17 protein-coding genes and 1 pseudogene are annotated in these 19,284 nt (G+C 71.7%); 10 read left to right on the forward strand and 8 right to left on the reverse strand.

Annotated elements, in window-relative coordinates; translation table 11 throughout:
* The first annotated feature begins 122 nt into the window (after window positions 1-122).
* From DSM104329_RS22900 to DSM104329_RS22915, 4 genes are all read left to right on the forward strand, one after another.
* Window positions 123-554: a hypothetical protein gene (locus DSM104329_RS22900; protein ID WP_259312173.1), complete on the forward strand. Its 432-nt coding sequence runs from the start codon at window positions 123-125 to the stop codon at window positions 552-554.
* Window positions 555-629: 75 nt separating this feature from the next.
* Entirely contained in the window at window positions 630-980 is a 351-nt protein-coding gene (locus tag DSM104329_RS22905) for an FHA domain-containing protein (RefSeq protein WP_259312174.1), read from the forward strand.
* Between the two features lie 10 nt (window positions 981-990).
* Window positions 991-2,376, forward strand: a complete 1,386-nt coding sequence (locus DSM104329_RS22910) for an aspartate aminotransferase family protein (protein WP_259312175.1) — start codon at window positions 991-993, stop codon at window positions 2,374-2,376.
* Complete coding sequence (locus DSM104329_RS22915) at window positions 2,373-3,521, forward strand: acyl-CoA dehydrogenase family protein (protein ID WP_259312176.1); 1,149 nt, start codon at window positions 2,373-2,375, stop codon at window positions 3,519-3,521. The genes DSM104329_RS22910 and DSM104329_RS22915 overlap by 4 nt, the downstream gene beginning before the upstream one ends.
* Here the strand turns inward: DSM104329_RS22915 and DSM104329_RS22920 are convergent.
* Together DSM104329_RS22920 and DSM104329_RS22925 are read right to left on the reverse strand one after the other, a co-directional pair.
* Window positions 3,518-4,144 (reverse strand): TetR/AcrR family transcriptional regulator, encoded by a 627-nt coding sequence (locus tag DSM104329_RS22920; RefSeq protein WP_259312177.1) that lies wholly within the window; start codon window positions 4,142-4,144, stop codon window positions 3,518-3,520. The genes DSM104329_RS22915 and DSM104329_RS22920 overlap by 4 nt on opposite strands.
* 37 nt (window positions 4,145-4,181) lie before the next feature.
* Entirely contained in the window at window positions 4,182-4,727 is a 546-nt protein-coding gene (locus tag DSM104329_RS22925; protein ID WP_259312178.1) for a uracil-DNA glycosylase, read from the reverse strand.
* Between the two features lie 87 nt (window positions 4,728-4,814).
* Between DSM104329_RS22925 and DSM104329_RS22930 the strand changes: the two genes are divergently transcribed.
* From DSM104329_RS22930 to DSM104329_RS22940, 3 genes are all read left to right on the forward strand, one after another.
* Complete coding sequence (locus DSM104329_RS22930) at window positions 4,815-5,642, forward strand: SDR family NAD(P)-dependent oxidoreductase (protein ID WP_259312179.1); 828 nt, start codon at window positions 4,815-4,817, stop codon at window positions 5,640-5,642.
* Between the two features lie 75 nt (window positions 5,643-5,717).
* Window positions 5,718-6,113: a cupin domain-containing protein gene (locus DSM104329_RS22935; protein ID WP_259312180.1), complete on the forward strand. Its 396-nt coding sequence runs from the start codon at window positions 5,718-5,720 to the stop codon at window positions 6,111-6,113.
* Between the two features lie 144 nt (window positions 6,114-6,257).
* Window positions 6,258-6,668 carry a DUF7144 family membrane protein gene (locus DSM104329_RS22940; RefSeq protein WP_259312181.1) on the forward strand — a complete coding sequence of 137 codons (411 nt, stop codon included), beginning with the start codon at window positions 6,258-6,260 and terminating at the stop codon, window positions 6,666-6,668.
* A gap of 80 nt (window positions 6,669-6,748) precedes the next feature.
* On the opposite strand, the gene DSM104329_RS22945 is transcribed toward DSM104329_RS22940, so the two are convergent.
* Both DSM104329_RS22945 and DSM104329_RS22950 read right to left on the reverse strand, forming a co-directional pair.
* Window positions 6,749-7,732: a polyphosphate kinase 2 family protein gene (locus tag DSM104329_RS22945; protein WP_407655944.1), complete on the reverse strand. Its 984-nt coding sequence runs from the start codon at window positions 7,730-7,732 to the stop codon at window positions 6,749-6,751.
* Window positions 7,733-7,795: 63 nt separating this feature from the next.
* Window positions 7,796-9,520: a SulP family inorganic anion transporter gene (locus DSM104329_RS22950; RefSeq protein ID WP_259312183.1), complete on the reverse strand. Its 1,725-nt coding sequence runs from the start codon at window positions 9,518-9,520 to the stop codon at window positions 7,796-7,798.
* Between the two features lie 146 nt (window positions 9,521-9,666).
* On the opposite strand from DSM104329_RS22950, the gene DSM104329_RS22955 reads away from it, so the two are divergent.
* On the forward strand, window positions 9,667-12,402 hold the full coding sequence (locus DSM104329_RS22955; RefSeq protein WP_407655945.1) for a cation-translocating P-type ATPase: 2,736 nt from the start codon (window positions 9,667-9,669) through the stop codon (window positions 12,400-12,402).
* Between the two features lie 36 nt (window positions 12,403-12,438).
* On the opposite strand, the gene DSM104329_RS22960 is transcribed toward DSM104329_RS22955, so the two are convergent.
* Together DSM104329_RS22960 and DSM104329_RS22965 are read right to left on the reverse strand one after the other, a co-directional pair.
* Window positions 12,439-13,806 (reverse strand): glucose-6-phosphate dehydrogenase, encoded by a 1,368-nt coding sequence (locus DSM104329_RS22960; RefSeq protein WP_259312185.1) that lies wholly within the window; start codon window positions 13,804-13,806, stop codon window positions 12,439-12,441.
* A gap of 140 nt (window positions 13,807-13,946) precedes the next feature.
* Entirely contained in the window at window positions 13,947-14,501 is a 555-nt protein-coding gene (locus DSM104329_RS22965) for a Rossmann-fold NAD(P)-binding domain-containing protein (protein ID WP_259312186.1), read from the reverse strand.
* A 24-nt stretch (window positions 14,502-14,525) separates the two neighbouring features.
* Here DSM104329_RS22965 and DSM104329_RS22970 point away from each other — a divergent pair, with 24 nt between their 5' ends.
* Entirely contained in the window at window positions 14,526-15,422 is an 897-nt protein-coding gene (locus DSM104329_RS22970) for an N-acyl homoserine lactonase family protein (protein ID WP_259312187.1), read from the forward strand.
* Between the two features lie 64 nt (window positions 15,423-15,486).
* Window positions 15,487-16,470 (forward strand): annotated as a pseudogene (locus DSM104329_RS29205) (type IV toxin-antitoxin system AbiEi family antitoxin domain-containing protein); the annotation flags it as partial.
* Window positions 16,471-16,752: 282 nt separating this feature from the next.
* On the opposite strand, the gene DSM104329_RS22975 reads toward DSM104329_RS29205, so the two are convergent.
* On the reverse strand, window positions 16,753-17,550 hold the full coding sequence (locus DSM104329_RS22975) for a lysophospholipid acyltransferase family protein (RefSeq protein ID WP_259312188.1): 798 nt from the start codon (window positions 17,548-17,550) through the stop codon (window positions 16,753-16,755).
* A 31-nt stretch (window positions 17,551-17,581) separates the two neighbouring features.
* Window positions 17,582-19,042 carry a glycerol kinase GlpK gene (glpK, locus tag DSM104329_RS22980; protein WP_259312189.1) on the reverse strand — a complete coding sequence of 487 codons (1,461 nt, stop codon included), beginning with the start codon at window positions 19,040-19,042 and terminating at the stop codon, window positions 17,582-17,584.
* Window positions 19,043-19,284 lie beyond the last annotated feature (242 nt).

The raw sequence follows: 19,284 nt of genomic DNA on the forward strand, positions 1-19,284 counted from the left end.
CGAGACGATCCCGACGTTGCTGGGCGGGCGCCGGCGGCGCCGCCGACGGGCTCGGCCGACCGCCGACGACGGGGCGCCGGGCGCCGGGCGCCAAACGCCGCCGCGCCAGGTACGTTTGGCGCATGTTGCGCTTCTCCCTCGCCCTCGGCGCGATCCTCGCCATCGCGCTGCCGGCCTCCGTCGCCTCCGCCGGGTCCGGCTCCAACCAGCTGCGCGTGTTCTTCCCGAAGGATTGCCAGCACAACGTCTACAAGCCGAAGTCGTTCGTCGTGACCTGCGCCGACGCGAACTTCGTCGTCAAGAACGTCGACTACAGCCGGTACGGCACGAAGTCGGCCCGCGGCACCGGCACGGCCAGCGTCAACACGTGCGAACCGAGCTGTGTCGCGGGGACGTTCAAGAGCTACCCCGTCTCGATCAGGCTGTCGAGGGTGCGCCAGTGCGGCGACGTCCCGCAGTTCCGGCGGCTGACGATCCGCTTCACCGGCAAGAAGCCCAAGGGCCAGGACCGCGTGACGCGCCAGCCCTTCACGTGCGCGATCCCGCCCAGCTGATCCTCACCGGGCTTCTTCAGGAAGCTCTCATGTTCGTCTGAGGAGGCGTTCAGGAGCGGGCGGTTGAGTGGCGGCATGTCCTCCACGCTCGACACCCCCGACATCGGCTTCCGTGGCGACGGGGCGGCGGAGCGCCGCCCCGGTCGCTACCTCGAGCTCGTCTGCGGAGACGAAGCGCGCCGGATCGCGCTCGAGCAGGACATCGTGCATCTCGGGCGTGGTCTCGGCGCCGACCTGCGGTTCGACGTGCCGACGGTCTCGCGCCGGCACGCCGTGCTGGTCCAGCGCCGCGAGGAGGTGCGGCTGCTCGACGACCGCAGCGTGCGCGGGACGTTCGTCAACGGGCGGCGGGTGCTCGCCGCGACCCTGGCCGACGGCGACCGGATCGCGCTCGGCGACGTGGTTCTCACGTTTCACGAGGCGTAGTCTCGGCGGCATGTCCGCCGCCGCTCCCATCCAGCTCGACCGCGACCGCATCCGCGAGCTCACCACTCGCGAGGAGGCGCTGCTCAACGAGCGCACGCCGCGCTCGGGCGAGATGTTCGCGCGCGCCGACCGCGTGCTGGCCGCCGGCGTCGCATCCTCCTACCAGCTGCGCGAGCCCTGGCCGATCTACCTCTCCCACGGCGCGGGGCCGCGCGTGTGGGACGTCGACGGCAACGAGATGCTCGACTTCCACAACGGCTTCGGCTCGATGGTGCAGGGCCACGCGCACCCGGCGATCGGCCGTGCCGTCCGCGACCGCTACGAGTTCGGCACCCACTTCGCGGCGCCGACCGAGGACGCCGTCGTGGTGGGCGAGGAGCTCGCGCGCCGGTTCGGGCTGCCGCTGTGGCGCTACACGAACTCGGGGTCCGAGGCGACGATGGACGCCATCCGCATCGCGCGCGCGTACACGGGCCGCGACGTGGTCATGAAGATCTTCGGCTCCTACCACGGCCACCACGACACGGTGATGGTGTCGATCGGCGTCGCCTACGACCGGATCGGCGACCACGACCATCCCGCCCAGCTCGCCTACGGCGGCGGCATTCCGCAGGCGACGGTCGACATGACGGTCCCCGTGCACTTCAACGACGCCGACTCCATGGACCGGCGGATCGTCGAGCTCGACCGCGAGGGCCGCAAGCCGGCCTGCGTGATCATGGAGGCGGCCATGATGAACCTCGGGGTCGTCCTCCCCGAGCCCGGCTACCTCGAGGCGGTGCGCGACGTCACCCGCCGCCACGGCGTCGTGCTGATCGTCGACGAGGTCAAGACCGGCCTGGCCATCGCGGCGGGCGGCGCCACGGAGCGCTTCGGCATCGAGCCCGACATGGTGACGCTGGCCAAGACGCTCGGCGGCGGCCTGCCGTCCGGCGCGATCGGGGGGACGGCCGAGATCATGCGCGTCGTCCGCGACGGGACCGTGTACCAGGTGGGGACCTACAACGGCAATCCGCTGAGCATGGCCGCCGCGCGCGCCAGCCTCCTCGACGTCCTCACGCCAAGGTCCTACGAGCATCTCGCCGAGCTCAACGACCGCATCGTCGGCGGCTGTCAGCACGTGGTCGACGAGCACCGGCTCCCGGCGTACGCGCTCGGGATCGGCGCCAAGGGCTGCGTCACGTTCGCCTCCGAGAAGGTCATCGACTACGAGACCTTCAAGGCCAATCAGGACGTCGAGCTCTCCGAGCTGGCCTGGCTCTACAACATGAACCGCGGGATCTTCATGACGCCGGGGCGCGAGGAGGAGTGGACGCTGTCCGTCACGCACACGCTGGGCGAGGTCGACCGATACGTCGAGGTGTTCGCCGAGATGGCGAGCGACCTCACGCGATGAGCGCCGGCGCCTCGCCGTTCACCGCCGAGCACGACGAGCTGCGCGACTCGATCCGCCGGTGGGTCGCCGGCGAGCTGCGGCCGCACGCGACCGAGTGGGAGGACGCGCGCTGGTTTCCCGACGACGTCTTCGCGCGCGCGGGCGAGCTCGGCTTCCTCGGGCTGAAGTTCCCGGCGGAGTACGGCGGCCAGGGCGGCGACTTCCTGCATGACGCCGTGTGGGCGGAGGAGCTGGCGCGCTGCGGCTCGGGCGGGGTCGCGGCCGGCCTCGGCGCGCACACCGGGATCGCGACGCCGCCGATCTGGAAGTTTGGCACCGAGGACCAGAAGGAGCGCCTTCTCGCGCCCGCCATCCGCGGCGAGCGCATCGCGGCACTGGCGATCACCGAGCCGGACGCCGGCTCCGACGTGGCGTCGCTGCGCACGAGCGCGCGGCGCGTCGACGGCGGCTGGACCGTCAACGGCTCGAAGATGTTCATCACGAACGGGGTGCGCGCCTCGTTCCTCGTCACCGCGGTCAGGACGTCCGCCGGCGGCGGCCACCACGGCATGTCGTTCCTCATCGTGGACACGGGCCAGCCGGGCGTACGGGCGTCGAAGATCGAGAAGCTCGGCTGGCACGCGAGCGACACCGCGCTCGTCAGCTTCGACGACGCGTTCGCCGCCGACGAGGATCTGCTCGGCACCGAGAACGAGGGCTTCATGCTCATCATGGCCAACTTCCAATGGGAGCGGCTGTTGATGGCGCTCGGCGCGGTGGCCGGGATGCAGGTCGCCTACGAGAAGACCGTCGCGTACGTCAAGCAGCGCAACGCGTTCGGCCGTCCGCTGAGCGGCTTCCAGGCGCTGCGGCACAAGCTCGCCGACATCGCGACGACGATCCACGCCGGCCGCTGCGTCACCTACGACGCGCTGGCGCGCTTCGCCGCGGGCGAGAACGTCGTGCAGGAGGTGACGATGGCCAAGCTCGTCACGCAGCGATCGGCGTTCGACGTGATGGACACGTGCCTGCAGCTGCACGGCGGCGCGGGCTACATGCGCGAGTACGAGATCGAGCGGATGGCGCGCGACGCCCGGCTCGGCCCGATCGGCGGCGGGACCGACGAGATCATGCGCGAGATCCTGGCGAAGACGCTGGCGCTCTAAGGAGCGCGCAGGACGGCGACCCACGCGAGGGCGAGCGTGGCGGTGGCCGTCTCGACCGAGACCGGCGGCTGCTCCGCGGGACGGTCGCCGCCGAACGCGGCCATCAGGTAGCGCTGGTTCATCGCCGACAGCAGCTCGGCGATCTGCTCGAGGTCGGCGTCCTGCAGGACGCCGGCCGCCCGGCGGCGCTCGAGCGCCGCCACGGTCGTCGCGCGGAAGCGGTACTGCGCGGCCATGACCAGCTCGTGGATCTCGCCGTCGTAGACCGCGGCGTCGCGCATCGCGCGCATGAGCGCGCCGTGGCGCTGCCAGTGCTCCACCACGGGGGCCAGAAGCGTTCGGGCCCGCTCCGGCGTGATCTCCTCGCCGGCCGCCTCGAGGAAGGCCTGGTTGGCCTCGGCGAACGCCGGCAGCACGCGCGCGAGCACGGCGAGCACGAGGTCGGGCATACCGGTGAAGTGCCGGTAGAAGACGGTGCGGCGGTAGCCCGTCGGGCGCATGACCTCGTCGACGGACAGCTCGCGGAACGGCCGCTCGCGCAGGAGCCGCTCGGCGGTGTCGAGGATCAGCGAACGGGTCTCGTCGGGTTGCTGGCGGCGCCGGGAACGGACGGGGGAGGCCACGGTTGCGAACCCTAGCGCCCGCGGTGACGTATCGTCATCAATTCTTCTGCTGCAACTGCGCGCCGAGCGCACGGGCGTCGGCGATGAGCGTCTCCCGCAGGCGCGGGTTGTGCAGGGCCGCCGCCGGGTGGTACAGCGGGAAGAGGCGCTCGCCGACGAGCGTGCCGTGGACCTTCGAGATCTGCGCGCCCGCGGCGAAGTGGCGCAGCGCATGGCGGCCGAGCGGCACGACCAGGTCGGGCTCGACGATCTCGAGCTGGGCCTCCAGCCACGGCCGGTGGTGCGCGACCTCCGGCGCCTTCGGATCCCGGTTGCCGGGCGGCCGCGCCTTCACGACGTTCGTGATGAAGACGTCCTCGCGGAGGAGCCCGGCGGCCTCGAGCAGGCTGTCGAGGAGCTTGCCGGCGTTGCCGACGAACGGGCGCCCGGTCCGGTCCTCGCTCGCCCCCGGGGCCTCCCCCACGATCACCACGCGCGCGTCCGCCGGACCCTCGCCCGGGACGAAGTTCCGGCACGTCTCACACGGCTCGCTGCCGCAGCCCGTGTGGGTCCGGATGTCCTGTGCGATGTCGTCCAGGGTCACGTCCGCGACGCTACTACCCGTCGCGAGGACACCTGCGTCACGCCGACAGTAGGGTGCCCGCAGGAACCGATCAGGAGGCCAGTGAACATGGGAGTCCTCGACGACAGGGTGGCGATCGTCACCGGGTCGGCGCGCGGCATCGGCCGTGCGACCGCCGAGCTGCTCATCGAGCACGGCGCCAAGGTCGTCATCAACGACCTCGACGGCGACGTCGCCCAGCAGACGGCGTCGGAGATCGGCGGCGAGACCGCCGTCTTCTCGGGGGATCTGACGAAGGGCGACGCACCCGACCAGCTCGTGCGGACGGCGATCGACAGCTTCGGCCGGCTCGACATCATCGTCAACAACGCCGGCTACACCCTCGACGCGCCGGTGCACAAGCTCTCCGACGACTGGTGGCAGCGGATGCTCGACATCCACGTCACGGTGCCCTTCAAGGTCATCCGCGCCGCCGCGCCGCATCTGCGCGAGCCGGCCAAGAAGGAGCGCGAGGAGGGCCGGGAGGTCTTCCGCAAGATCGTCAACGTGTCGTCGACGACCGGCATGTTCGGCAACGCCGGCCAGGCGAACTACGCGGCCGGCAAGGCGGGCGTTGTCGGTCTGACGAAGACCGTGGCCAAGGAGTGGGGCCAGTTCAAGGTCAACGTCAACGCGGTCGCGTTCGGCTTCGTCGAGACCCGCCTGACGGACGCCAAGGTCGACGAGAACGTCATGGAGATCGACGGCGAGCAGGTCCAGCTCGGCATCCCCGAGCAGCTGCGAGGCATGGCGGCGATGATGATCCCGCTCGGCCGCGGCGCCTCGCCGAAGGAGGCCGCCGGCGGCGTGTTCTTCCTCTGCTCGCCGTGGAGCAACTACGTCCACGGCCAGGTGCTGAACATCACCGGAGGGATGTTCGGCGGCATGGTCACCTGAGGCCGCTTGTGGGTCTCACGGCCGCCCCCGTCCGCGCTAGTGACCGCGAGGCCGGGGTGGTCTACCGTGTCGCTCGTGAAGGTCGTCAAGCCCGAGGGTGAGCGCGAGGTGCGCCGCGGCGTGCTCGGCGGGGCCGAGATCTCGCAGGCCACGGCGGGGGCGCGCAACATCTACATGGGCGTGTTCCGCGTTCCGGCGGGCGCGCAGTCGCGGCCGCACTACCACGAGGGGTGCGAGTCGGCGGTCTACATCCTGTCCGGGTCCCTCGAGGTGCGATGGGGCGACGCGCTCGAGCACGTCGTCCGGCTCGAGCCGCGCGACCTGGTCTACGTGCCGCCGCGCGAGACGCACGTCCTCGCCAACCTGTCGGACACCGAGCCGGCCGAGTACGTGGTGGCGCGTGACAGCCCGCACGAGGACTCGGTCGAGGTGCCGTGGGCGGTGGGCGGCCCGGGCGCGCAGCGGCCCTGAGGCCGGCCGCCAGAGGCGTCTTCGACTCGGAGGCCGGTCAGCGACGGACACGCCGGTCAGCGCGCTGACCCACGCCGGGAAGGATCGCACGGCGCGAGCGAGAATCCCGGTGCACGGTCCAGCCGCACCTAAAGGGGCAACGCCATGAGCGACATGTCGGCCAGACGCGATCCGCCGGTCTCCGGCTGGGCGCGCGGGGGAACCATCTTCGCCGCCTGCATCCTCACGCTGATCGGGTTGTTCGAGTTGATCGCGGGACTCGTCGCCATCATCGACGACAACTTCTACGTCGTCACACGCCACTACACGTTCGACCTCGACACCACGGCGTGGGGCTGGATCCATCTCATCATCGGGATCCTGTTGCTGCTCACCGCGTTCGGCCTGTTCACCCGCCAGGAATGGGCAGCTGTCGCGGGCGTCTTCTTCGCCGGGCTCAGCGCGCTGGCGAACTTCTTCTTCATCCCGTACTACCCCCTGTGGAGCATCGTCATCATCGCGCTCAACGTGTGGGTGATCTGGGCGATCACGCGCCCGGGTGCGATGCGCGAGTAGACGGACAGGAGCAACCGTCACCACGTTGCGGTGACGGTTGCTCCTCGAAGGAGGCGGATGCGCCGGTCCGAGCCCGGCGACTACGGAGAGCTCCGCCGACCGTGGCCGCCATCGCTGCGCCCGGCACCGGCGCGATCGGCGAACGGATCGGCCCTCGCGCCATCCGGAGCTTGCTCCTCGAGCTCGTTCTTGATCTCGAGGAGCTGCTCGCGCTGGCTCTTGGAGACGGCCGGAAAGCGCGGGTCGATCTCCATGAGAGCGTGCACGATCACCGCCGCGGCGGCGAGGCGCGCGTACCACTTGCGGTCGGCCGGGATCACGTACCACGGGGCCCACGCCGTACTCGTGTGCGACAGCGCATCGGAGAACGCGTGCTGGTACTGGTCCCAGAGCGCCCGCTCGGCGATGTCCGCCTCGGAGAACTTCCAGTTGTGATCGGGCAGGTCGATCCGGCGCAGCAGCCGCGTGCGCTGCTCCTCGTTGGAGAGGTTGAGGAAGAGCTTGACGATCCGGAAGCCGTTGTCCGAGAGGTAGCGCTCCCAGTCGTTGATCTCCCCGTAGCGGCGCTTCCAGACATCGCCCGTCCTGGCCTCGGCCGGGAGCTTCTGGCGCTCGAGGTTCTCGGCATGGACGCGCACGACGAGCACCTCCTCGTAGTGGGAGCGGTTGAATATCCCGATCTGGCCCCGTGCCGGCAGGCGCTGCGCGTAGCGCCACAGGTAGTCGTGGTCGAGCTCCTCGACCGATGGGACCTTGAAGCTGTGGACGGAGACCCCCTGCGGGTTCACCCCGCTCATGACGTGGCGGATCGTCCCGTCCTTGCCCGCCGCGTCGATCGCCTGCAGGAGCACGAGGACCCCCCACGAGTCTTGAGCTGCGAGACGTGCCTGGTACTCCGCCAGCAGGCGCACGCCCTCCTCGAGCAGCACCCGCCCGGCCTTCTTGTTCTTGACGCCCGTCTTGTCGGATGGATCGAAGTCCCGCGCGACCGTCACCTTCGCGCCGGGCTCCACCCGGAACGGTGCGATGAACTCCGCCAGCCGCTCACGCCGCTTGTCGCTCAACGTCACGTTCGCTCCGTTCCTCTTCGGGGGCCGTGGAGTTCGTACCCCCGCGGCACGCGTATGTCAATCCGCGCTGGGGACGAGCGGACCGTCGGCGGCGAGCTGCGCCTCCAGCGCCTCATGGACCTCGCCGTGCACGTGATCGAGGCCGACGCGGTCGATGACCCCGTCGGCGCGGAGGACCGCCAGCACGCGCGCCTTCACCCGGGCCAGGCGCAGCGTGACGGCGTGCGTGTCAGCCAGCTCGCTGATCTCCCGCAGCTTGGCCGAGCCCTGGGCGTCGATGAAGTCCACGCCTTCGAGGTCCAGCACCACGCCGTGCAGCGTCGAGCCGCGATCCTGCGCGATCTCCCGCAGCCGGTCGTGCAGAGCGTCCGCGGTGGCGAAGAACAGCCCGCCGTCCAGACGCACCACCACGACGCCGGGGAACGTCTCTGCGTCGGGGTGCTCCTCGAGCTCGTGAAAGAGCCGCGACCCGGGCTCCCGGCCGAGCAGCGGCATCGCCGGCGCCGTCGTCACGAAGACGAGCCAGGCGAGCGACAGCGCGACGCCGATCACCACGCCCGCGAGGACGCCGGCCGACAGCACGGCGATGATCGCCGCCACGGCGATGACGAAGTCCAGGCGCTTGACGCGATACAGCCGCCGCAGCTCCGCCACGTCGATCATGCCCATCAGCACCGCGTCGATGATCAGCGCGGCCAGCACCGGCTTCGGCAGCGACGAGAAGACCGGGGCGAGCACCACGAGCGTCAGCAGGACGAGCGCGCCGGTCACCAGCGACGCGAGCGGCGTGCGCGCCCCCGACGACTCGTTCAGCGAGCTCGCCGACAGGCTCGTGGACACCGGCATCCCCTGGAACACGCCGGCGCCGACGTTCGCCATGCCCTGCGCCAGCGACTCCTGGTTGACGTCGATCCGGTACCGATGGCGCATGGCGAAGGCGCGCGCGTCGCCGGCGGTCTGCGAGAAGCCGATCAGCAACAGCGCGAACGCGGCGGCGGCGATGGTGGCGTAGTGGTCGGCGAAGACGTCGCCGTCGGGCAGTGCCGGCGACGGCAGGCCGCGCGGGACGTCGCCCACCAACGCGACCCCGTGGGACCCGAGGTCCAGGATCCAGGAGGCGAGCAGGCCGCCGACGACGAGCACGAGCGCGCCCGGCACCTTCGGCGCCACGACGCGCAGTCCGAAGATCACCAACAGCGAGACCGCGCCGACGAGCACCGTCGTCCAGTGCACCTCGCCGAGCCCGCGGATCCACGACGACAGCTCCTGCCAGGAGCTCGACCCGTCCGAGGAGGTGCCGGTGAGCTTCGCGAGCTCGCCGATCGTCACGTCGATGGCCGCTCCGGCCAGGAACCCGGTGACGACCGCCTTGGACAGGAACTGGGCGATCCGGCCCAGCCGGAAGACCGCGACGAGGACGAACAGCAGCCCGGTGACGAGCGCGATCGCGGCGACGAGCTGGGCCGCCTCGCCGCCGCCGACCCCGGTCGCGAGCACGGCGCCGCCGGCCACCGCTGCGAGGGACGAGCTCGGCCCGGTCGAGATCTGCCGCGACGTGCAGAAGAGGGCATAGAGGATCGCGCCCGCCGCCGCCGCGTAGAGGCCGTTCTGCAGCGGGACGCCGGCGATCCCCGCGTAGCCCAGGTTCTTCGGGACGATCAGCGCCGTGACGGCGATGCCCGCGATGACATCGCCACGAAGGTACCGGCGGTCATAGCCGGCAAGCCAGGTGACGATCGGCAGCAGTCGGGCGCTGCGCCGTTGGAGTCGCTCGATGAGCACGCTGAGTCGAAGCGATCTTCCCCGCTCGGGCCGCCCCGCGGCAAGGGGAGGGCCGAATCCCGTTGCACGACCCTCGGCGGTCTGTTACACCCGCCCTGCGCGTCGATGACGACGCGCTCGTGGAGCGTGGCGAGGAGCGGGCGAGCATGGCTACGACGACCGGCCGGGGGGCAGCCCAGGCGCCGCTGACGGCCGAGCGCTGGTACAGCCTCTCTCCGCAGGACGCCATCGAGCGCCTCGGCGTCGATCCCGACATCGGCCTGTCCGCCGACCGCGCCCGGGAGCTGCTCGCCGCGCACGGGCTCAACGCCCTGCCCGGGGAGCAGCAGGTGCCGGTCTGGCGCCGGTTCGTCGCGCAGTACCGCAGCTACATGCAGCTGATCCTGCTCGGGGCCGCGATCGTCTCGCTGGCGATCCAGGAGTGGTCCACGGGCGTGCTGCTCCTGGTGATCACGGTCTTCAACGCGCTCGTCAGCATGCGCCAGGAGGGCAAGGCCACGAGCGCGATGAACGCGCTCAAGGCGATGGTGAAGGCCACGGCGCGGGTGCGGCGCGACGGATCGGAGGCGGAGGTCCCCGCCGAGCAGCTCGTCGTCGGCGACGTCGTCCTCCTGGCCGCGGGCGACGAGGTGCCCGCGGACGGGCGGATCATCTCGGCGAGCTCGCTGCAGATCGACGAGTCGGCGCTGACCGGCGAGAGCGTGCCCGCGTCGAAGGGCGTGGAGATCCCTCAGGGCACCGATCTGCCGCCGGGCGATCAGACCGACATGGCGTTCATGCACACGCCGGTCACGCACGGCAGTGCGGTGATGGTCGTCACCGCGACGGGAAGCGACACCCAGGTCGGCCGGATCGCCGGCATGCTCGCCGCGACGGCCCGGGAGGAGACGCCGCTGACGCGGCAGCTCAACACGCTCACCCTCTGGATCGCCGCCGCGGCCGGCCTCACGATGGTCGTGATGTTCGTGCTCGGGGCCGAGCGCGGGCTGTCGGCGACCGACGTCTTCACCAGCGCGGTCGCGCTCGCGATCGCCGCGATCCCGGAGGCGATGCCCACCGTCCTGCAGGTCATCCTCTCGCTGGGCGCGGCGAACCTGGCCGTGCGGGGCGCCGTGCTCACCGACCTCGCGTCAGTCGAGACGCTCGGCTCCACGTCGGCGATCAACTCCGACAAGACCGGCACGCTGACGATGAACCAGATGACGGCGGTCGAGGTGCTCGACCCGACCGACCGGTACACGATCTCCGGTTCCGGCTACGAGCTCGAGGGCCAGGTGCTTCACGCCGCCGGCACCACCGACACGATCGACGACGCGATCCTGCCCTACGTGGTCGCGAGCGACGCGACGATCGCCGACGGGAAGGTCGTGGGCGATCCGACCGAGGGCGCGCTGCTCGTGCTCGCCCACAAGGCGGGGCTCGACCTCGAGGCCACGCGGGAGCGCTATCCGCGGCTGGCGACGCTGCCATTCGATCCGACCTACAAGCTGATGGCGGTCTTCGCCCAGGCATCGGACGCATCCGGCGCGGACGTCGTGCGCTGCTTCGTCAAGGGCGCGGCGCCCGCGGTCATGAGCCACACGTCGACCGCCCTGGCCAATGGCGAGAGCATCCCCTGGGACGCGGATCTGCGCTCGCGCGCTGAAGCGAACGTCCGGCGGATGGGCGGGGACGGGCTGCGCGTGATGGCCGCCGCGTTCTGCGACCTCGACCCGGCGGCGTTCGATCCCGAGGGCGACCTGCTCGGTTACGTCGACGGTCTGCGCATCACGAGCCTCGTCGGGATGGTCGACCCGCCCCGCGCCGAGTCCAAGCAGGCCGTCGAAGATGCGCAGAAGGCGCATATCCGCGTCCGGATGGTCACGGGCGACGACGTGGTGACCGGCGCGGCGATCGCCCGCCAGCTCGGGATCGACGGCGAGGCGATGCTCGGCGCCGAGTTCGCGGCGCTCAGCGAGGAGGAGCGGCTCGCGCGGATCGCCGACATCGGCGTCGTCGGACGCGTCGCCCCCGAGCACAAGGTGCTGCTCGTCGACACGCTCAAGAAGATGGGCGACGTCGTCGCGATGACCGGCGACGGCGTCAACGACGCCCCGTCGATCAAAGCCGCGCACATCGGGATCGCGATGGGCAGCGGCACCGAGGTGGCCAAGAACGCCGGCCGGATGATCCTCACCGACGACAACTTCTCGACGATCGTGCACGCCGTCGAGGAGGGGCGCAAGCTCTACGACAACCTCACGAAGTACATCCGCTTCGTTCTGATCTCGCTCGTCGCGTTCGTGCTCACCTTCCTCGGTGCAACGGTGCTCAACATCGCGGCGGGCGAGCCGTTCAGCCCGGCGCAGGTCCTGTGGATCCACTTCTTCGTGAGTGCGCCGTTCGGCGTCGCGCTCGGCCTGGATCAGGCGACTCCGGGGTTGATGCGGCTGCGCCCGCGGCCGAGCAGCGAGTCGATCATGACGACCGGCGTGAAGCTCACCTCCGGCCTCGTGGGGCTGTACATGGCGATCTGCATGGACGCTCTCATCCACCTCGGGGAGTCGCACTACGACAGCGTGAAGGTGGGATCGTCGACCGGGCTGACCGCGTTCGGCCTGATGCTCGTGGTCGCGGCCTACGAGTGCCGAAGCCTCACGCTCTCGACCTTGACCAGGGATGCCTTCGACAACCCGCGGGTGAACTGGATCGTGGTGGCGGAGCTCGCGCTGGCGGTGATGGCCACCCAGATGGACCTCTTCAACCGGCTGCTCGGCACGACCCCTCTCACGGCGGGGCAGTTCGGGCTGGCACTCGCGTCAGCCGCGCTCCTGCTCGTGCTCTGGGAGGCCGGCAAGCTCGTCGCTCGCCGCCGCACCGTCGAGGCAGCCGGCCTCACGTGAGCCGCCCGCTGCGGTCGGGTCAGCTCGCGCGCGCCGTCAGGAAGCCGCACTGGGCATCGGGGGCGCTGTGCCGGCCGGATATTCCTGCATCGGAACTTCGCCCGCGGACCACGCATCCATCACCGGGTCGATGATCCGCCAGGACTCCTCCGCCTCGTCGCCCCGGATGAACAGCATCGGATCGCTGCGAAGCATCTGCCCGATCAGGTGGGCGTAGGCGGTGAACCGCGGCGCGGCCGAGCGCGTCTCGAGCCTCCGGTTCTCCGCCGTGGCTTCCGGGCCGTTGAGCGTCGTTGCCAGGTGCACATACGGCTCACGCAGACCGATTCGCAACACATTCGGTTCGACGCCGGGCCACTGGTCGAGCAGGTACCGGGGAAGGGGCCGGAAGTGGATGGCGATCTCGGCCGAGTCGACCTCGAGTGCCTTGCCGGATCGCAGGGTGAACGGGATGCCACCCCAGCGAGTGCTGTTCACATCCAGCGTGAGCGCAGCGTAGGTCTCGGTGTCGCGGCTGGGGTCGACGCCGGGCTCGTCGACGTAGGAGGGCACGTGCCGGGATCCGATCACGCCCGCCGTGTACCGGGCGCGGACCGTCTGCTCGCGCAGTCGCTCGGCCGACGGAGTTGCGAGCGTCCGCAGGGCCTCGACGCGCACATCGCGAAACGAATCGGCGTCCACGCGAGCGGGCTGCTCCATCAGGACGAGCGCCATGGCCTCCATGAGGTGGTTCTGCAGCATGTCCTTCATGGCCCCGGTGCCGTCGTAGTAGGCGGCGCGGCCCTCGAGCGTCAGGCTCTCCAACCAGCTGATGTCCACGCGCTCGACATGCCCGGCATTCAGAACCGGCTCGAAGACCCGGTTGAGGAACCGCAACACGATGATGCGGCGGACGAGCTCGTCGGACAGGAAGTGGTCGATGCGGAAGATCATGGGCTTCGGCAACTGGACGCGCAGCAGCTCGTTGAGCTCGTGCGCCGAGGCGAGATCCGTCCCGAAGGGCTTCTCGATCGCGACCGCGTCCGACGCGCCCAGACCGCTCGCGGCCAGCGCCGGCAGGACCGAGGAGAACAGCTCCGGCGGCAGGGCGAGATAGACGAGCGTGTCGGGATGATCACCACCGATGACCGCGGCGACGTCGACGGGTTGCGTCACGTCCGCCGGCCGGAAGTCCAGCATGGCCACCACCGCGTCGCGCGTGGCGGGGGCCACCGTGGCGTGCTCCTCCAGCCCGCCCGCGATGTGGTCCCGGAAATCAGCCACCGACCACTCGGTCCGGTCGGACCCCAGGATCGTCAGGCCGCGCGGCAGCTGTCCCGCCTCCGCCAGCTGGGCGATCGCCGGCAGCAGCAAGCGGCTCGCAAGATCGCCGGCCGCTCCGAACAGCACGATCCGTTCGACCACCCCATGCCCCTTCCGCGATTGGTCGCCGCTGCCGTGGCGGTACGTCGCGGCGTCAGAACAGGCCTGACCTTATTCCGTCCAGAGATCGCTCGCAGACGACGTCCATCGAGGTGCGGCTGAGCGCGCGTGCCGCTACGTCATCACGTGAGCGTGAAGGCGCAGCCGCTGTAGTACTCGCCGGCGGACGAGGCGAGGAAGGCGACGAGCTCGGCGAGCTCCGGGTCGGTCGTCTCGGGCCCGGGCAGCAGCGCCGTGGTGCGCATGCGGTAGCGCGACCACTCGATCGAGAGGGTGCGGGCGAGGTTCTCGAGGCCGGCCCTGAGGGCCTCGGCGTGCGCACCGCTCTGGGCGCGCGGTGCGACGAGGATCACCTTGCCGGCCTTCTCCGGGGCGAAGTGGGCGTGGACGGCGGACCACGTCGCGTCGAGGGCGGTACGCAGCAGGTCGGGGCCGCCGGCTCCGAAGAGGACGGCCGCGTCGACGACGAGGACGTGCGCGGGAGCGCCCTGCTCGGCCGCGTGGCGCGTGGCGTCCTCGTCGAGGAGGTCGGCTTCCAGGGCGCTGACGTGCGCGCCGAGGGCCAGGCAGCGGTCGGTGGCGGGCGAGCGGGGGGCGGCGAGGACGGCGAGCCCGTCGAGCAGGCCGTCGCGCAGGAGCGGGATGGGCGGCGCGGGCGGCGGGGCCGTGGTGCTCATGCGCGGGACGCTAGCGTGCCGGACGTGGGGGTCGCCACCGAGCCGAAGGCCTACACGCATGCGCTGTCCGGCGGCCGGCCGGGGGCGACGGTGCGCGTGCGCCCGCTGCTCACCGGCGAGATCAACGCGCCGCCTGCGTTCTTTCGCCGGCCGGACGGTCCGCTCGCGATCCCGCGCGGTCTGCTGGCGCCGCGCCGCCTCTGGTCGCCGGTGCCCATCCCGGCGTTCCTCGTCGACCATCCGGGCGCGGGACCGCTCCTGATCGACACCGGCCTGCACGCGAGCGTCGCGTCGGCGCCGGCGGCCAGCCTCGGCACGCTCGCCGCGCGCATGTACGACATCCGGATGGAGGCGTCGCAGTCCGTGCCGGCGCAGCTCGAGGGGCTGGGCGTCGAACCGCGGTCGGTCCGCGCGGTCGTGATGACGCACCTGCACTACGACCATGCGAGCGGCGTGTCGGCGTTTCCCGAGGCGACGTTCGTCGTGGCTCGGGCGGAGTGGGATGCGGCGGCGTCGGGCCGGATGCTGCAGGGATACCGGCCGCGCCAGTTCGACCACGCGTTCGACTGGCGGGCCATCGACTACGCGAGCACGTCGCTGGACTCGTTCGCCGGCTTCGGACGGTCCGTGGACCTGCTCGGCGACGGGTCGATCCGCCTCGTCTTCACCCCGGGCCACTCGGCCGGCCACCAGTCCGTCGTGCTGCGGTTGCATGACCGCGAGCTGCTGCTGACCGGCGACGCCGCGTACCGGCGCACGGCGATCGAGGAGGGCGAGCTGCCGCTGTTCTGCGCCGACGAGCACCTGTACCGCCGCTCGCTCTCGGAGATCCGCGCGTACGTGGAGCGGACGCCGAACGCCGTGGTGATCTGCGGCCACGATCCGCAGGGCTGGGCGGAGCTCGACGCGGTCTACAGCTGAGTCGAGGCACAGCCGCGACGGACACGCGTAGAGCTGTCACATCGGTCCCGGCAGGCTGGACGGCATGCCCAGCCGCACCCGCCCCACGCCCCAGGCCCGCCCCACGCCCCAGGCCCGCCCCACGCCCCAGGCCGGCCCCACCCACCAGGCCCGCCCCACCCTCCACGTCGAGCGTCGACTTTCTCCGCCGCACGCGGAGAAACTCGACGCTCGCGCCGATGTCGTGGTCGCCGAGCTGGCGCGGGACCAGTGGGGGATCCTGTCGACCCGCGAGCTGCGGGCCTGCGGACTCGACGACCAGGCGATCCACGTCCGCGTGCGCAACGGCCGGCTGCATCGCATCCACCAGGGGGTATACGCCGTCGGCCACCCCGGGCTGACCATGACCGCGCACTTCCTGGCGGCGGTGAAGGCATGCGGGCCGGGAGCCGTCCTGAGCCACTTCGCCGCCGGGGTGAAGTGGGGATACGTCGAGTGGGACGACCGGCTGCCCGAGGTGACCGTCATGGGTGACGCGACACGGGTGCACCGTGGCATCCGCGTCCATCGCACGGCGGCGTTGGCGCCCCACGAGACGCTCCGGTTCGACGGCATCCCGATCACCTCGCCCCTGCGGACGCTGCTCGACCTGGCGGCGGTCGTCGACGAGCAGACCCTGCGGCGCGCGGTGCGGCGCGCGCAGGGCCTGAGGCGCGTCACGGTCCGTCAGATCGCCGAGCTGCTGCGCCGGTGCGGTCCTCGGCGCGGCGTGCGCCGGCTGGCGCGCATCATCGCCACCGGGCCGGCGCCGACCCGCAGCGAGCTGGAGAACGTGGTGCTCGACCTGCTGATCGACGGCGGGTTCGCCCACCCCGACGTCAACCGCGCGCTGCGGCTCGACGGCCGCCGCGTCGTTCCCGACTTCCGCTGGCCCGCCGAGCGCCTGGTGGTCGAGGCCGACGGCGCGGCCTGGCACGACAACCCGGTGGCTCGGCAGGAGGACGCCGAGCGCCAGGCCGTCCTCGAGGCCCACGGCGAGCGTGTGCTCCGCGTGACGTGGAACCAGGCGGTCGCGCGCCCCGCGCAGACGCTCGCTCGGCTCCCGGGCGGCCGGCGTCCCGGATCGAGCGTCGAGTTCCTCAGCATGACGTTGAGGAAGTCGACGCTCGCCGCGTGGGGCGCGGCCGCGTGGGGGCGCGACCGCGTGGGGCGCGGCCGCGCGGCGGGGCGGGGCGCGGGCGCGCGGCGGGGCGGGGCGGGGCGGCCGCGCGGCGGGGCGGGGCGGGGCGGCCCGCGCGGCGGGGCGGGGCGGCCACGCGCGGCGGGCGGGCGGCGGGGCGGAGCGGGGCGCTCAGGCCGGGGCGGCGCTGCCGCGCTTGGACCGGCGCAGCGCCCGCTGCTGGTCGCGCACCCGCTGGGCGATCCCACGGCGGCCGTGCTGCTCGAGGCCCGCGTGCAGCTCCTTGATGCGGGCGAAGATCTCGTCGGCGACCTCCTGCTGACGCTCGCGCGACGGGTCCGCCTCGACCGGGAACGCCACTGGCTCGCCGTACTGGACGGTGACCTTCGGGAACTGCAGCTTCTTCCAGTTGCGCACGCGGTGCGAACCGAAGATCGCCACCGGCACGACCGGGGCGCCCGACGTGAGCGCCAGCCGGCCGATCCCCGGCTTGGCCTGGTCGGCGAGCTTGCCGGTCCGCGACCGGCCGGCCTCCGGATACATCGCGATGCAGCCGCCGTTCTCGAGGATCCCCTCGGCGGTGAGGAACGCGTCCTCGTCGCGGGCGCCGCGGCGCACGGGGAACACCCCGCCGTGGGTGTAGATCCACTGCATCGGCGGCGTGAACAGCTGCGACTTCGCCATGAACCGGATCCGCCGGCGGACGAACATCCCGCACAGGAAGTGGTCCATGAACGAGAAGTGGTTCGGGGCGATGATGACCGACCCCGACGCCGGCACGTTGTCCGCGCCGATCGCCCGCGCGCGGAACGCGGTGTAGCCCCAGATCGTCGTCAGGGTCCGCACCAGCTCGTAGACGTAGTCCGGCTCGCGGGTGCGCGCGCGCTCGTGGAACCGATCGAAGTACTCCTTGGGGCGCGGGTCCCGGTAGACCTGCTCCTTCAGCCCCGACAGCTTCTCGTCCGTCATGTGCTCCCTTTACCCGAGGACGCGGCGAGGGTTACCGCTGTTCCCAGCCGCGGGCGCGTTCGACCGCGCGTCCCCATCCTTCCAGGAGCGCGGCGCGCTCGGCGTCCTCCATGCGCGGCTCGAAGCGCGCCCGTTCGCGCCAGCCTCGCTGGACCGTGTCGAGCGTCCACATCCCCACCCCGACGCCGGCCAGGTACGCGGCGCCCAGCGCGGTCGTCTCGGCCACCTCCGGCACGAGCACCGGCACGCCGAGCAGGTCCGCCTGGAACTGCATGAGCCACCGGTTGGCGGTCGCGCCGCCGTCGGCCCTCAGCTCGCGCAGCGGATGCGCGCCGACTGCCTCCATCGCCCGCACCGCGTCGACGGTCTGGTACGCCATCGCCTCGAGCGCCGCCCGCGCCAGATGCGCGCGACCGGTCCCGCGCGTCAACCCGACGATCGTGCCGCGCGCATACGGATCCCAGTACGGCGAGCCGAGCCCGGTCAGGGCCGGCACGAAGTAGACGCCGTCGTTGGCGTCGAGCGACGCCGCGAGCAGCTCGGTCTCGCCTGCCGCCTCGATGATCCCGAGCCCGTCGCGCAGCCACTGCACGCCCGCGCCGGTGACGAAGATCGACGCCTCGAGCGCGTACGTGACGTTGCCGGCGATCTGCCACGCGATCGTCGTCAGCAGCCCCGCGGGGGCCGGCGGCCGCCGCGATCCCGCGTTGAGCAGCACGAACGAGCCCGTCCCATACGTGTTCTTGCCCATCCCCGGCTCCAGGCAGGCCTGGCCGAACAGCGCCGCCTGCTGGTCGCCGGCGATCCCCGCCACGGGAACGCCGGCCGCCGTGCGCCCCACCTCGCCGGCGCTCGGCCGCACCGACGGCAGCGCCCGCGACGGCACCCCGAACAGCTCGCACAGGTCATCGTCCCACGCGCCGCGACGGATGTCGTAGAGCAGCGTCCGCGAGGCGTTGGACGCGTCGGTCACGAGCTCGCCCGTGAGCTTGAAGACGAGCCACGCGTCGATCGTGCCGAACATCGCCCGCCCCTCGCGCGCCCGCTGCGCCAGCCCGTCCACGTTGCGCAGGAGCCACTCGATCTTCGTGCCCGAGAAGTACGGATCCAGGACGAGCCCGGTGCGCTCGCGGACGAGCTGCTCGTAGCCGGCCTGGCGCAGCTCGTCGCAGCGCGCCGCGGTCCGCCGGTCCTGCCACACGAGCGCGCGGTGCAGCGGCTCGCCCGTGGACGGATCCCAGACGCAGACGGTCTCGCGCTGGTTGGTGATGCCGATCCCGTCGAGCTCGGCTTCCTCCAGACCCGCGTCCTCGAGCGCCTCGTCGGCGACGGCGCGCGTGACGTCCCAGATCTCCGCGGCGTCGTGCTCGACCCACCCCGGTCGCGGGAAGTGCTGGCCGAACTCGCGGTAGCCGCGGCCGATCAGCTCCCCTTCGGCATCGAAGACGAGACAGGTCGTCCCGGTCGTGCCCTGGTCGATCGCCAGCAGCATCGGCGAAGTATCCCGGCCGGGGCCGCCCGGACGCTGGCTGTCCCGTCCAGCGCCCGGGCGATGTCGGCCCCAGCCGGTCCCTCACCGTCGCGGGCGGCGGTGGGTCAGGCCGCCGGCCGCTCCGCATGCACGACGCACCCCGGCCGGAGGAGGAGAGACCTGCCGGACGTCCGTTGCGGGTGCGGGTGCATGACCGCAAGCTACGGGCGCGCGGCCCCGCGCCCCACCGACCGGCGGTCGGA

Origin of the sequence: Capillimicrobium parvum (genome assembly GCF_021172045.1) — a bacterium.
Lineage (GTDB): Bacteria > Actinomycetota > Thermoleophilia > Solirubrobacterales > Solirubrobacteraceae > Capillimicrobium > Capillimicrobium parvum.